Raw genomic sequence first — 13,189 nt, forward strand, 5'->3', positions numbered from 1 at the left:
TCACAGTTCCTCCCTTCTCTGCAGCGAACCGGCGGCTAAGAGCAGCAGCAGGAACGCAATTCCGATATTCAGACCCATCGCCTGCACCGCTTCCGAAGCGCTGTGCTCATAGATCAAGCCGGTCAGAGCCTGATTCGCCCATCGCAGGGGCGACAGCCCGGAGACGATGTTCATCCAGCCGCCCATCTGCCCCAGCGGGAAATAGGCGCCGCCGAAGAAGGAAATGAACTGGGTCAGAATCAGCGCTACCGTCGTTCCGGTATTGTCTTTGAAGAGAAAGCTGCAGCCCAGCCCGATGCTGACGGCCAGCAGCACCTCGGTGAACAGCACTCCCAGAACCATACCGGTCCGCTGTCCCCAATCCGCGCCGAAGCCCCATTTACTGATTGCAAATACGGTCAGGACAAAGATGCAGTTAATCAGCGTATTGCCGAGCACTTTGCCGGTAAAAATCTCCGCCCGCGATACCGGCGCCGCCATCAAACGGATCGAGGTCCGGCGGGACCGCTCCCCGCTCAGCAGATTGCTGGCAGACATGCAGGCATAGAAGGCCGTCATGGTGGACATCGCCATCGCATAATAATCGAGCGAGTCCGGCTTCTTGTCCGAGGCGATCGAAGTCTCCTGGATGAAGCTTGCTTCCCCGCCGGCGCCTGCCAGAATCGCCTCTGCGCGCTCCGGCTTGTTCTTCATGACGGCGGCCGCCAGATTGTATTTATCCGCGAACACGGTCAGCATCCCCTGGGCAACGGTGGACTCGATGGAATTCTCTCCATAGAACCGGATTCCCTTGTCGCCGATTTCCGCATAGGCGCTGTAGCGGCCTTCCTGTACGGCCTTTCGCGCCTGCTCGGGATCCGCGGCTGCCGTCAGCTTCACCTTCTGCTTCCGAAGCTGGCTTTCGAACTGGTCCCAGGCCTTCACCAGTCCGGGATTCTGCGCCGTTCTGCTGTAGGTCAGCGACACGGTATCCATCTCGATGCCGCTGCTGAATGCATTGCTCAGCGCCGTACCCAGAATCAGCATCAGCACGATGGGAAAAGCGAGCATAAACACAAAGGCGGTCCGGTCCCGCAGGGTCGCTCTGATTTGTCTCCAGGCTATCGCTAGTATATTCATGCCTTCCTCCTAGTCCCGCAGATTGCGGCCGGTGAGCGTCAGGAACACCGTCTCCAGATTGGGCGCCTGTTCATCGACCGAGCGGATCTCCGCGCGGTCCTGGAGCAGCCGCTGCAAGATCAGATTGAGGTTGCCGATTTCGGCCCGGGAGACAATTTGAAGTATGCCGTCCGCCATTTTGACGGTCATAATGCCGGGGAGCTGCCGGTAAGGCTCCAGATTCAGCTCTTCTGCATTTCTGACGCCGATCCAGATTTCTTTGGTGTCGGTAATGATCGACTTGAGCTGATCCTTGGTGCCTTCTGCAATGATTTTGCCATGATCCAGGATGACAATGCGGGTGCAGATTTCCTCTACCTCTTCCATGTAATGACTCGTGTATATAATTGTGCAGCCCATGGCGTTCAGCTTGCGGACCGACTCCAGAATATAATTGCGCGAGTGCGGATCAATGCCGACGGTCGGTTCATCCATGATAATCAGCTTCGGCCGGTGGGCAATGGCACAGGCAATATTCAGCCGACGCTTCATCCCGCCCGAGAAATTCTTCGGGAACTCCTTCCGCTTGTCGCCCAGACCGACGAACTCCAGCGCTTCTTCGCTCCGCTCTCTCAGCTCATTTCCCCGCAGGCCGTATAATCCGGCAAAAAATGAGACGTTCTCGTAAGCGGTCATCTCCTCGTAGATGGCGATGTCCTGCGGAACAATGCCGATGTTCAGCTTGGCGAAACGCCGATGCTTCGCCAGGTCCTTGCCCAGAACTTCGATGCCGCCCTGCGTCGCCCGCAGCAGCGAGGCGACCATATGGATGACCGTGCTTTTCCCCGCTCCATTCGCGCCCAGGAAGCCGAATATTTCACCTTCCCGCACATTCAGGCTGAGGTTGTCGACCGCGGTCACTTCGCCGAATTTCTTCGTCAGATTCCTGATTTCCAGCACGTTCATTGCCTTCACTCCGTTCGGATGTAAGTTCACGCTCTCATTGTACAAAAAAAAGATGAACTTATATCAGTGTATAAGTTCATCTCTGTCGCATGAGATTCTTCATGCCGGGCTCATGAGAATATTCACAGTGCCGCATCCTGGCCGATGGGAAGCAGCGTCGTCACCCGGAAGCCCCGGGAGCCGTCTGCGATAACCGTGCCGCCGCACCGGGCGGCGCGCTCTTCCATTCCCCGAATGCCTAGCCCCTTGGCAATCGTTCCGGCTCCCCGGCCGTTGTCGGTCACCACCGCTTTGACGAAGCGGTTGAGCACCTGTATCTCCAGATGCAGGGAAGACGCCCCGCTGTATTTCAGCGCGTTGGTTACCGCCTCGGTCGTATTCTGAGCGATCACATTCCATTGAAGGGACGTTACCATCTCCAGATCGCCGGAATGGGACAGCGTTGCCGAGATATCCTGATTGAACGACAGCTCCTCCAGCAGCAGGCGGAGCCGGTGAATGCCGATCTCTTCGGGCTGCGGCTTGTTGCTTCTCAGCGTCAGCCGAATCTGCTCCAGACCCTCGCGAGAAATGGCAATGGCATTGCCCAGCAGTTCGCCCGACTTCGCAGGATTGGACTGCAGCAGACTGCGGGCGGCCTCCATTTGAATCAGGGCTCCCGCCATGGCATGTCCGAGCTCATCGTGGATCTGCTGGGACAGCCGGTTGCGTTCCTCCAGCTTGAAGGTATACTCCGATTGGCGGAGATGCTCCCGGTTCTCATGCAGGGAACGCGTTACCCGCTCAAGATCGCGCTTCAGCCGGCCTTCCCGCTCCTCCAGCCGCATGAGGCGGAACGAGAGCGAACGCAGCCCCTGCTCCAGCAGCAGCGCCAGCGCTCCCGTCAGGAGAACGAGCGGTCTTGGGCCGGCGGGAAGCAGGAACACAGGCACAGCGGTCAGAACAACGGCACCCAGAACCGGCCGCCTGGAGGCAGCGGCCAGCTCCAGCAGGTTGAAGGGAATCAGCAGGGCAAAGAGCGGGTCCAGCCGCAGGGCGGCCATGGCCGACGCCGCAGCCGAGAAGCCCGACAGCAGGAGGCGGGCAGGCAGATACGGAATACACGGTATGGCGATATTCAGCGCCAGATAGATCAGATAAGCCAGCAACAGCCAGCTTCTTCCCGGCGTCTCCGTTCCGAAGTACGTCTCCGAGATGACATACAGCAGCACCGCCGCCTTGCCGCCCATCATCCAAGGCTCCGACTCCCGGTTCAGCGCCTTATTCATCGGACAGCCGCGCCTCTCCCGTCAGGTAGTAGATGGCGATTTGGGTCCGGTGCTGCAGCCCCGTCTTGTTGAGAATCGACGTGATATAATTGGCCGTCGTCCCCTCGGAGATGAACAGCTTGCGCGAGATGCCTTTGTTGGATTGACCCATGGCGATCTGCGCCATAATCTCCAGCTCCCGCTCCGTGAACAGACTGCGGTCAATCGGCGGCAGAGCCGAAGCGGTCATTCCTTCGCGGGCCGGCTCGAGGGCCGCCTTGATTTTGTCGAGCGCTACATCCTGGAGCACATGATGTCCGTGGTAGACGCTTCTCAGCGCGTCGCGAATCCGCTCCGGCTCATTGTTCTTCAACAGGTAGCCGCACGCCCCCGATTTGACCGCCTCCAGAATGAACGCATCGTCGTCGAACGTTGTCAGCATCAGCGGCTTCACTTCGGTCTCCCGGGTAAGAATCCCTGCCGCCTCCACGCCGCTCATGCCGGGCATCCGCACGTCCAGGAGCGCTATATCCACTCCGCCGGGGTGGTCCCGGCAGTATCGGACCGCCGCTTCCCCGTCCTCCACGGTGCCGACCACTTCAAACTCGCCGAAGCTCGATAAAATAATCTTCATCCCTTCCCGGATGAAGGAATTGTCGTCCGCGATCAGCACTCGGATCTTCATGCTTCTTCGTCCCCTCTTCAAGCTTTCTGCTCTAAGGATAAACGAGGCGAATGAATTTTCCAATAGAGGGCGGCGAATGTATGCCACCTTCATCTTCCAAAGCCGACAAACGCTGAATGAAGTATCACTCCGGCCTTTAATACCAGAAGAAGCTGACCCCCGATGGGGTCAGCTTCTTCTTAACCGTCTGTACGATTGTCTTCACTTCTTCTTCTTTCTGCGATTCTCCCAAACGGTGTCCAATATGAGGTCCAGAACAAACTCCAGAATCGCTGACACGAGGATCACCTGTCCTTCGGAGGAATCATGCCCTACACCCTCTTATACGGCATCGGGAAGCTTACGTTTCGCCTGACCGACACACTCTGCGATTCTTGCCGGAAGATATAGAAAAACCCTTGCGCAGCAAGGGCTATACATGTTTCTGAGCAAAGCGGGTGATGGGAATCGAACCCACGCTACCAGCTTGGGAAGCTGAAAATGGCCTTTGACTAGAATAGTCCAATGTCAGAAACCCCACCTTCCCATAGGGGTCTGCGATATCCAGACTAGACTACTAAAGACTATTCTCGCCAGTAACCCCGAGCCCCTTTGCCCCATTTTTGCCCCACAAAAGGGGGGACAAGACTATGAACCTAAACCACATCACCCCGGGGCTGCGTGTCCGGATCACCGCCGGCCACTGGACCGGCCGCACCGGCAGCATCGTTGCCGTCGGCACATTCGAGGGCGGTCCGATGCAGATCGGCGTCCTGGTGGACATCGGCGAGCCGCTGCTGATCCATGAGCTGCCGGAGCATCTGGAGCTAGCGCCAGAAGAGCCGATGCCGTCGGGTTGGGCGGAATATGCCCTATGATTGACACGCGTAAATACACGCATATAATTATTGACACGCACAATAATGCGTGTTATAATAAGAGTATAGAAAGGAGGTAAGCGATGGGGAAACAAAAAACAGTTCGAGAAGTCATACAAGCCCTTCGGGCGGCCGGGTTCAGCCCTTCACCGAACCACGGGAACGGAACCAGTCATCAACGGTACATACATCAGACAGACCCGACCCGATACGCCGACATCAGCGCCCATGCAAGCGGGCGGACGATACCGAAGGGAACACTCAAAAACATCGAACGGACTTCCGGGGTTAAATTCTAACCCCGGCTTTCCCTTAAGCTTGCCTCCCTACTCAACGAGGAGCGTGATAATTTGAACACTTATGTATATCCGGTGGTCATAGAACAGACAGAGGACGGCAGTATCGGCATGTACTTTCCAGATTTTCCGGGCACAGCGATCATCCCTAAGGACCTGCCGGACGGTATCTGGCGCGCAAAAGAGATGCTGGCATTCCGCTTGCTGGAGCTGGAGGAAGACGGTGAGGCCTTCCCGCAGCCATCTGTTCCGGATCGCATCGAGCTAGAAGATGCTTCTGACCGTATCGTCTTCGTGGATGTTTTCTTGCCACCATACCGGGATTCAGCCGCAAACAAAGCTGTGACGAAGAATTGCACGATACCTAAATGGATGCGGGATGCCGGAGACGCCGCAGGGCTGAACTACTCACAACTACTGCAAAGTGCAATCAAAGAAGCGCTCGGGGTGGATCGAGCGCAGTAACCCGCCTGAAGATGGCCGGATGGGAATCGGCCGAAACCTCCCCGTCATATTGGCGGGCAGGTCGCGGGAACCCGCTACGAGTTGGCCCGGTCGAAGTTTTAAACGAAAGTACCACCGCCGAAGTGAAGAGTAAGCTTAGGGAAATCCGCGAATATGTAGTTTCCGAACTTTGGAACAAAGGATTCTTCTCGATTATGTAAGGCGAGAACATCGGGCGTAAAAACCCGACTTAATTAAATACTCTTCTAATTTCTTTGACCAATTGAATTACCAGAAGTGGGAAAAATATAAATCCTATGAGAAATGAAAATGAGAGTTTGATTACTTTAGCAGTAAGGGCGAACAAACCGCTAATAACATCACCTCTATCTCTGGAGTGCGCATCATAAATTGCATCTATCATTATTTCTTCTATAGACTCTTGAGGCTGGGTCCACTTTCTAATACGTTCTTTTAAACGATTTATAAAATGTGCGCCAGCTGGAATTGCCCCAATCATATAGCATAAAAGTATTCCAATCATTCTCCCTTTCCAATCAGTAGGGTACTGATGCTGCACAACATGCAAAAATGGTAACGAAAACAAGAACATAACTACTCCGAGTATGATCGGCTTCGCTTTTGACTTTCCTCAGGACATTTCAATCCCCCATGTCGATATAATCTATTATATTCTTCGACATTTTGTAGTAAATCTCTTAAGGTAAAATAAAAAGACCCCACCGGGCCATTGGTCAATCCGGTACTGACCCCGTAACGTGAGACAAATTAAAACACCTTCAAGAGTATAGAAGCCTGTCGTAAGATAGGGAGATCATCTTAGAGGTGTTTTTGCGCAGCACAATTTTCGGTATGGCTATCGGAAAATCACGGCGCTCCTCCAGACGGAAGCACCTGTAAAATCACAAGCGGGTTCAGCGGATTATGCAGGGTGAGGGACTACAATGCCGCGCAAGAGTGAAGAAACGAAAGACGCCAGGGCAACCCGCACAACCTGCGGAGCATCTGCCCCATCGGCAAATTCATGCGTCAGCTCCCTTTGTAAAAGCTGGTCACAGACATTACCTACTTTCCGTTTGGGGGCAGGATGCTGTACCTCTCTAGTATTTTGGATCTGTACAACCTTTTCTAGCTTCCCTATTCCAATCGTGCAGTTATCTCTACACTACACTTTACCGCGTTGGGAGCAACGCCATATTTGTCGGCGATATTTCTGATTTAATACCCGCTAGATAATCCAGCTTACTTTGTTTTGATATCTCGGTCATCTACACGGCCACCACCTCCGAAGGTTGGGTTATTTTGAATATTCTGTGCGCTAAATCCACAAACTTATTATGCCCCTCAATAGCCTAGAAAGGAGGGATGCCACAATGCTCGGAACGATTTCACTACTTGTTCTGTTTTTAATTAAAAACACCAGAGTCCTAGTCATCATCATTCGGGACCGCTAGGCACACTTCCTGAGAGGTTCCTAAGTTTAGGAGCTTCTCCGGAAGGCGTGATAAATACAAAAATAATAATATGCAACAGCATACATACCGACTCCCCGTAACTCAAAAAAGAGCCCGCGAATTGGCGGGCTCTTACTTATGGACAGACTTATAGCACTTTAGATTGTGCGACATATTGTGCGACAGTTCATGATGATATGATTCCAGAATCATGGCTGCTCTTGGAGTGCGAAAAATTTGAGCAGGCTGTCCGATCCGGAGAGATTTCGCGACCAAGCAAAATGACGTTCCGGAAGTTTGTGCCGGTCTGGAAAAAGGGCTATACGGATCAGCATTTAGGCGGCTACACAATCAAAAACACCATGGATGTGGTCAACGATCGGCTTATGGAACCCTTCGGGGATATGAGGATGGATAAGATCACTACGCTTCACTTCGTGAGCTTTTTCGCCGGGCTTACTAAAAAGAAGACAGGCGACCCGTTGGCCACTAATTCCAAATTGAATATTTTTAAAGCGGCGAAGTCCATCTTCGACTGTGCTACCGAGTGGAAGATTATCAGCAGCAATCCAATGGACGGCGTTCCCCGGCCCAGTCAGAGCAAAAAAGAGCGTATGCAGATTCGCAGCCGGAAGCAGCATTATTATTGGAATGAAGTCGAAGCGCTGCTGACAGCCCTTTATGCTTTGCCTATCCATTGGAGACTGTACTTTGCCGGCTGCATGTTGGGGGCTTCCGTCGCGGCGAACTGTTGGCTGTAGAGTGGCAAGACGTTTCTTTCGATCGTCAAGCCGTCTGGGTTGAGAAACAGATTACGCTTGATGAGGAAGGGCGAATAACTGAAGGGGAGGTCAAGACAGAAAGCAGCGAAGGATGGGTCAGTATGCCGGGCTGGTATATGGAGGAGCTCCGGAAATATGAACGGGAATGGCGGAAGGAAAAACTTCAGTGTAAGAACTGGGAAGGTGGGGACAAACAATATGTATTTCATGGCGGAACAGGCAAGCCCTACTATCCGGGAACAGCAACGGCAACTTGGAGGAAGTTTCTCCAGCGCAACGAGCTACCTCACGTCAAGCTTCACGGCCTCCGACATACTGCTGGCATGCTGCTCCGCGAATCAGGTTCTGATTTGAAGACGATCCAGGAACGGCTCCGTCACGCCAAGTTGGACAATGAGCGCTGCCTATACGCATGAGTCTACAACGATCAACCAGGAAGTCGTCCGCAAACTCGAAATTCTCGATCCTGCCCCAAAATCTGCCCCAGAGGCGAAAAGAGGTCAGACGTATGTCGAAAAATGAACAAAGAAAAAACCCTTGTAGGGCAAGGGTTTAGGCAAAAAATTGATGCAAAGCGGGTGATGGGAATCGAACCCACGCTACCAGCTTGGGAAGCTGGAGTTCTACCATTGAACTACACCCGCGGGTACTCAAGTTCAAGACTCATTGTACCACCGGAATCCGTAAAAGGCAATGAACTACAGCGGCAGCGGCATTAGATTCCGCTGCAGAAAGGAAGCCTCGAATTCCTCGGCCGGAATCGGTCTGCTGAACAAGTAGCCCTGCGCCTCGTGGCACTGCTGCTCGTTCAGGAAGTTCATCTGTTCCTCGTTCTCCACGCCTTCGGCCGTCACCTTCAGCTTCAAATGATGCGCCATTGAGGTGATCGTGGAGACGATCGCCGCGTTGTTGCTGTCCTCCATTACCTCGGAGACGAAGGAGCGGTCGATCTTCAGACGGTCAATCGGCATGTTCTTCAGGTAATGGAGGGAGCTGTAGCCGGTTCCGAAATCGTCGATGCTGATGCCGACTCCCAGCGCCTTCAGCCGCTGGAGCTGATCGAACGCCATCTCGCGGTCAAGCGTCATGCTCTCGGTAATTTCCAGATCGACGAATTTCGGGTCCAGTTCGATCTCCTCCAGATACCTCCCGATTTTCCCCGCCAGATTGGGTTGAAGAAACTGCCGCATCGACAGGTTCACCGACACGCAGATCGGCTTGTACCCGGCCTTCTGCCATTCCTTGTTCTGCAAGCAGGCCGTCTGCAGCACCCACTCGCCGATCGGAACAATCAGGCCGCTCTCCTCTGCGACGGGAATGAACTCAACCGGCGACACCAATCCCCGCTTCGGATGATTCCAACGCAGAAGGGCCTCCATGCCAACGATCTCCTGCGTCTCCAGACGTACCTGCGGCTGGTAGAGCAGATAGAATTCGTTCCGCTCCAGAGCCCGCCGCAGATCGTTCTCCATCTTCAGCTTCTCGGAAGCCTTCATCTGCATGGAAGGCGTGAACCGGGTGCATTCCTTGCCCTGTTCCTTGGCATGGTGCACAGCTGTATCCGCGCTCTGCACCAGCTGTTCAGCGGTCTCTCCGTCTCCCGGATAGATCGCAAGTCCGACGCTCAGCGAGATATGATACTCGCCCGCATCCAGCTCCAGAGGCTTATCGAACAGCCGCCGCAGCTCCTGGGCCCGGTCGGTGCATTCGTTCAGATTGGGGCAATCCATCATCAGGAGCGCGAACTCGTCGCCTCCCATGCTGAACAGTTCTTCTCCAAGCACCAGGCTTGTTCCCAGCCGTTCGGCCACCAGCTGAAGCAGCCGGTCTCCCATCTGGTGTCCCAGAGAATCGTTGATATTCTTGAAGTGATTGATATTCAGGATAGCAAGAGCCGAGAAACCCTCGATTTCATTCTTCTGGTGCAGGCCGATCATATAACTGAGCCGCTGCAGAAGCTTGCGGCGGTTAGCGAGACCGGTCAGCTCGTCGTGGTAGACGAGGTAGTTCAATTGGGCTTCGATCTCTTCCCGCTCCCGCTTCGGTTCTTCCTCATCCAGCTTCCGGAAGACACCGACAAGAATGGCGGCATAGCCGGCCATCCCCAGAAGAAGCCCCACCAGGAGATTGAGGTCCTGTTCTCCCGTAGAACGGAGCAGGAACAATTGTCCGCTTCCCAGCAGGAAGAGCGAGCGGGGCAGCATAGCCCCCAGGCTCCCGGGTTCCATGCTGTCCGAACGAAGAATGGCGAGAATTGCGGGGGCCGCCGCCAATAGGGCAAGCGTATGGAGACCAAGTTTTACCCCGTTCCCCCAGGCAACCTCCTGAACCGCCAGAAGCAGACACAGCGCAATGGCTGCGGCCGCGCCGGCCGAGGCGCGTACGAATGCCGGAACTGCTTCTTTATGTACGGCCCCCGCTTTTCTTCTGCTATAGAGGAGGAACAGCCCTCCCGTTGCCGTAAGCCGGGATACCGGCAGCAGCCAAGATCCCGCATCGGCTGAAATGACGCTCCGGTTCGGACTTCCGGACAGACTCAGCGTGTACGCAAAGTCAAGCAGGAACAGTCCGAAGAACAAGGCTGATAATCCCGTTCTCTCTCTTGTCATGCGCCGTGATACCAGCAGCCTTCCCTGTACGAACACGGCAAAGGCGAAGGCTACCGTGCACCAGCTTCCAATCTGAAGCAGGGTGAGCAACACTTCCTTATTTATATTCCGGGCCAGAGCGGAATGCATAGTCTGGATGATTGCATACAGCAGAACGCCTCCGGCCATGGCTTGAACGATCTTTCTTTTCTCCGATTTCATAAGCCCCTCACGTTCATCGTATGATGGTATAGTAGGTCCACGATCTCTAATGCCTATGTACAATATCGGACAGAGCCCCCCGAACCGTTACACCTGACTCTTAAAAATGCAAATCTGCCGCTCCTCTCCGGTTATTTACTGTGATATATATCACTGCTTAAAATTTTAAATTATGCTAAGTTACAAACAAATCATTGAGATTGATTATCAATCTCTATCGGAGGGATTATCTTGAGATCTTCTGTCTGCTCCCTGCTGCACTTGCATCCGGGTTCCGCCGGTTCCATTCATACGATCAAAGGAATGAATCCCGTGCTTCGCCGCAGGCTGGAGGATCTTGGAATTATGGAAGGCGCGCAGGTTCGGATGAAGGGGATGGGGCCTTTTCACGGGCCGGTGACTCTGGAATGCAACGGTCAGCTGTTCGCGATCCGCCGGAGAGAAGCTTCCTTAATTGAGGTGAAGGTATCATGAGTTCAATTGCTCTTGTCGGCAATCCCAATACAGGCAAAACTTCGCTCTTCAACACCCTGACTTCTTCCTACGAATACGTCGGCAACTGGTCCGGCGTCACGGTCGAGAAGAAGATCGGCAGTCTCAAGAACGGCGCCGGACAGCTCATTGACCTTCCCGGCATTTATTCGCTCCATCCGCTCTCCAAGGACGAAGGCGTGGCCGCCCGGTATTTAATGGAGGAGTCGCCGAAGGCACTGATCAATATCGTGGACGCCTCTCAGCTGGAACGCAATCTGCTGTTGACCGTTCAGCTGCTGGAATACGGCAAGCCGGCCGTTCTCGGACTAAATATGGTCGATGTGGCCGCAGCCCGGGGAATCGAGATTGATACGGGCGTCCTGCATCGCAGGCTCGGTGTTCCGGTATTTCCGCTCGTGGCGCGCACAGGCAAAGGCGCCAGCCAGGTGTTGGCGACGCTGGAGCAATCCGCTGCCATTCCCGCGGTCGCCTTCCGGCTGGACTATGGCGCTCTAGTCGAACAAGCCATTGCCGCGATTGAGCAGGAGCTTCGTTCCCAGCACCGGCTGCCGAATCTCCGGTGGACCGCCCTTCAACTGTTGGAGCAGAATCCGGTGATTACTCAGCATCTAGCCCGTCAGACGGACCTTGGGAAGATCCGGGGAATCGTGGACCAGTGCCAGCGCGAGCTTCAGCGGAGCAGTCTCGCTCTTACGCTTCCCCAGTGGATTCGTTCGACCCGGATGGAGTTCATCCGCTCCGTCGTCCAGGAAGCCGTGGATCTGTCCCATGCCAAGCCGTCCAACCTGACGGAGAAGCTCGACGCGCTGCTCACGCACCGTTATCTCGGATTGCCGCTGTTCCTGGTATTCATGTATGTGCTGTTCAAAAGCACCTTCGACTGGATCGGCGCTCCCCTGTCCGATCTGGTGGACGGGTTCATCGGCGGAACGCTGAGCGGCTGGGCCGATTCCGCGCTGACCGCCGTTTCGGCTTCTTCTTTTACCCATGACCTGATTATTGACGGAATTATCGGCGGTGTCGGCGGAGTGGTCGTCTTTATCCCGCAAATGTTCATTCTCTTTCTGATTATTTCATTCATCGAGGATTCCGGGTACATGGCGCGCGTCTGCCTGCTGATGGACAGCATCATGGAACGCATGGGACTGAACGGCAAAGCGTTCATTCCGTTCATCATCGGTTTCGGCTGCAATGTTCCGGCCATTATGGCGGCCCGCAGCATCGAGCAGCCGAAGGACCGGATGCTGACGACGCTCCTGCTTCCGCTGATGTCCTGCTCGGCGCGCCTGCCGGTCTATGTTCTGTTCGCTGCCGTGTTCTTCCCGGAACGCCAAGCGGCCGCCATCTTTGCCATGTACGGTCTGGGCATCGCGCTGGCACTGCTGCTCTGCAAGCTGTTCTCCAAGCTCCTGTTCCAGAATGAGAGCTCGGTATTCGTCATCGAGCTTCCTCCTTACCGGCTTCCGCAGGCCAAGACGCTGTCGCGCAGCACTTGGGACAAGGGAAAAGGCTTTCTGAAGAAAGCCGGAACAATCATTCTGGCCGGTTCGGTTCTGATCTGGGTCATGTCCTACACCGGACCTGGCGGTCTGAATGTAGATATGGATCACAGCTATCTGGCCAAATTCGGAGGCTGGATTGCCCCGCTGCTTCAGCCGCTGGGCTTCGGCACTTGGCAGGCAGGTTCCACGCTCGTTCCGGGCTTCCTCGCCAAGGAAGTGGTCGTATCGACCATGAGCATTATTTATCACACGGCGGATGATGCCGGCCTTCAAGGACAGCTCGCTCAGATCTTCACTCCGCTCAGCGCCGTCAGCTTCATGGCATTCATCCTGCTCTATGTTCCTTGTCTGGCCACCGTCGGCGTAATCAAGAAGGAGACCGCCTCCTGGAAGTGGACCTTCTTCGCTATGGGGTATTCGCTGATTCTGGCCTATCTGGTGTCGCTGGTCATTTATCAAGGGGGCCGGCTGCTGGGCTGGGTCTAGTCTTCGGGGCCGCCTGAGGTCTCTCTCTACAGAAAGCGAGGCAACC

At 54.7% G+C, this 13,189-nt stretch carries 13 protein-coding genes and 1 tRNA gene; 7 read left to right on the plus strand and 7 right to left on the minus strand.

Features of this window, described 5'->3' with window-relative positions:
• The 4 genes from RBI05_RS08925 to RBI05_RS08940 all read right to left on the minus strand — a co-directional run bounded on the left by RBI05_RS08925 (position 1) and on the right by RBI05_RS08940 (position 3,996).
• Positions 1-1,119 (minus strand): ABC transporter permease, encoded by a 1,119-nt coding sequence (locus RBI05_RS08925; protein WP_310550829.1) that lies wholly within the window; start codon positions 1,117-1,119, stop codon positions 1-3.
• A gap of 9 nt (positions 1,120-1,128) precedes the next feature.
• Positions 1,129-2,064: an ABC transporter ATP-binding protein gene (locus RBI05_RS08930; protein ID WP_310550830.1), complete on the minus strand. Its 936-nt coding sequence runs from the start codon at positions 2,062-2,064 to the stop codon at positions 1,129-1,131.
• 122 nt (positions 2,065-2,186) lie between these two features.
• Positions 2,187-3,332 (minus strand): sensor histidine kinase, encoded by a 1,146-nt coding sequence (locus RBI05_RS08935; RefSeq protein ID WP_310550831.1) that lies wholly within the window; start codon positions 3,330-3,332, stop codon positions 2,187-2,189.
• Positions 3,325-3,996 (minus strand): response regulator transcription factor, encoded by a 672-nt coding sequence (locus RBI05_RS08940; RefSeq protein WP_150456331.1) that lies wholly within the window; start codon positions 3,994-3,996, stop codon positions 3,325-3,327. The genes RBI05_RS08935 and RBI05_RS08940 overlap by 8 nt, the downstream gene beginning before the upstream one ends.
• A gap of 629 nt (positions 3,997-4,625) precedes the next feature.
• Between RBI05_RS08940 and RBI05_RS08945 the strand changes: the two genes are divergently transcribed.
• The 3 genes from RBI05_RS08945 to RBI05_RS08955 all read left to right on the plus strand — a co-directional run bounded on the left by RBI05_RS08945 (position 4,626) and on the right by RBI05_RS08955 (position 5,614).
• The gene (locus RBI05_RS08945; protein WP_310550832.1) at positions 4,626-4,853 is read left to right on the plus strand and encodes a hypothetical protein; all 228 of its coding nucleotides are present in this window, start codon (positions 4,626-4,628) and stop codon (positions 4,851-4,853) included.
• A gap of 83 nt (positions 4,854-4,936) precedes the next feature.
• Complete coding sequence (locus RBI05_RS08950) at positions 4,937-5,152, plus strand: type II toxin-antitoxin system HicA family toxin (RefSeq protein WP_310550833.1); 216 nt, start codon at positions 4,937-4,939, stop codon at positions 5,150-5,152.
• 51 nt (positions 5,153-5,203) lie between these two features.
• The gene (locus RBI05_RS08955) at positions 5,204-5,614 is read left to right on the plus strand and encodes a type II toxin-antitoxin system HicB family antitoxin (RefSeq protein ID WP_310550834.1); all 411 of its coding nucleotides are present in this window, start codon (positions 5,204-5,206) and stop codon (positions 5,612-5,614) included.
• 229 nt (positions 5,615-5,843) lie between these two features.
• Here RBI05_RS08955 and RBI05_RS08960 read toward each other — a convergent pair whose 3' ends face one another.
• Positions 5,844-6,200, minus strand: a complete 357-nt coding sequence (locus RBI05_RS08960; protein WP_310550835.1) for a hypothetical protein — start codon at positions 6,198-6,200, stop codon at positions 5,844-5,846.
• 1,065 nt (positions 6,201-7,265) lie between these two features.
• Between RBI05_RS08960 and RBI05_RS08965 the strand changes: the two genes are divergently transcribed.
• Together RBI05_RS08965 and RBI05_RS08970 are read left to right on the plus strand one after the other, a co-directional pair.
• Positions 7,266-7,829 (plus strand): tyrosine-type recombinase/integrase, encoded by a 564-nt coding sequence (locus RBI05_RS08965; protein WP_310550836.1) that lies wholly within the window; start codon positions 7,266-7,268, stop codon positions 7,827-7,829.
• Positions 7,820-8,266 (plus strand): tyrosine-type recombinase/integrase, encoded by a 447-nt coding sequence (locus RBI05_RS08970; protein WP_310550837.1) that lies wholly within the window; start codon positions 7,820-7,822, stop codon positions 8,264-8,266. The genes RBI05_RS08965 and RBI05_RS08970 overlap by 10 nt, the downstream gene beginning before the upstream one ends.
• A gap of 157 nt (positions 8,267-8,423) precedes the next feature.
• Here RBI05_RS08970 and RBI05_RS08975 read toward each other — a convergent pair.
• Positions 8,424-8,494 (minus strand) — tRNA-Gly (locus tag RBI05_RS08975).
• Positions 8,495-8,548: 54 nt separating this feature from the next.
• Positions 8,549-10,660 carry a putative bifunctional diguanylate cyclase/phosphodiesterase gene (locus RBI05_RS08980; RefSeq protein ID WP_310550838.1) on the minus strand — a complete coding sequence of 704 codons (2,112 nt, stop codon included), beginning with the start codon at positions 10,658-10,660 and terminating at the stop codon, positions 8,549-8,551.
• Between the two features lie 231 nt (positions 10,661-10,891).
• On the opposite strand from RBI05_RS08980, the gene RBI05_RS08985 reads away from it, so the two are divergent.
• A complete protein-coding gene (locus RBI05_RS08985) occupies positions 10,892-11,134 on the plus strand; it encodes a FeoA family protein (protein WP_310550839.1) in 243 nt (80 codons plus the stop codon).
• On the plus strand, positions 11,131-13,143 hold the full coding sequence (gene feoB / locus RBI05_RS08990) for a ferrous iron transport protein B (RefSeq protein WP_310550840.1): 2,013 nt from the start codon (positions 11,131-11,133) through the stop codon (positions 13,141-13,143). The genes RBI05_RS08985 and feoB overlap by 4 nt, the downstream gene beginning before the upstream one ends.
• Positions 13,144-13,189 lie beyond the last annotated feature (46 nt).

Source organism: Paenibacillus glufosinatiresistens (assembly GCF_031470375.1).
In the GTDB taxonomy this organism is placed as follows: Bacteria; Bacillota; Bacilli; order Paenibacillales; family Paenibacillaceae; genus Paenibacillus_AQ; species Paenibacillus_AQ glufosinatiresistens.

What these genes read in the sequence shown, in the direction of transcription:
- RBI05_RS08925 (WP_310550829.1), bottom strand. Translation starts at nt 1,119, where the DNA reads ATGAATATACTAGCGATAGCCTGGAGACAAATCAGAGCGACCCTGCGG.
- RBI05_RS08950 (WP_310550833.1), top strand. Translation starts at nt 4,937, where the DNA reads ATGGGGAAACAAAAAACAGTTCGAGAAGTCATACAAGCCCTTCGGGCG.
- RBI05_RS08980 (WP_310550838.1), bottom strand. Translation starts at nt 10,660, where the DNA reads ATGAAATCGGAGAAAAGAAAGATCGTTCAAGCCATGGCCGGAGGCGTT.
- RBI05_RS08940 (WP_150456331.1), bottom strand. Translation starts at nt 3,996, where the DNA reads ATGAAGATCCGAGTGCTGATCGCGGACGACAATTCCTTCATCCGGGAA.
- RBI05_RS08945 (WP_310550832.1), top strand. Translation starts at nt 4,626, where the DNA reads ATGAACCTAAACCACATCACCCCGGGGCTGCGTGTCCGGATCACCGCC.
- feoB (WP_310550840.1), top strand. Translation starts at nt 11,131, where the DNA reads ATGAGTTCAATTGCTCTTGTCGGCAATCCCAATACAGGCAAAACTTCG.
- RBI05_RS08930 (WP_310550830.1), bottom strand. Translation starts at nt 2,064, where the DNA reads ATGAACGTGCTGGAAATCAGGAATCTGACGAAGAAATTCGGCGAAGTG.
- RBI05_RS08935 (WP_310550831.1), bottom strand. Translation starts at nt 3,332, where the DNA reads ATGAATAAGGCGCTGAACCGGGAGTCGGAGCCTTGGATGATGGGCGGC.
- RBI05_RS08965 (WP_310550836.1), top strand. Translation starts at nt 7,266, where the DNA reads ATGATTCCAGAATCATGGCTGCTCTTGGAGTGCGAAAAATTTGAGCAG.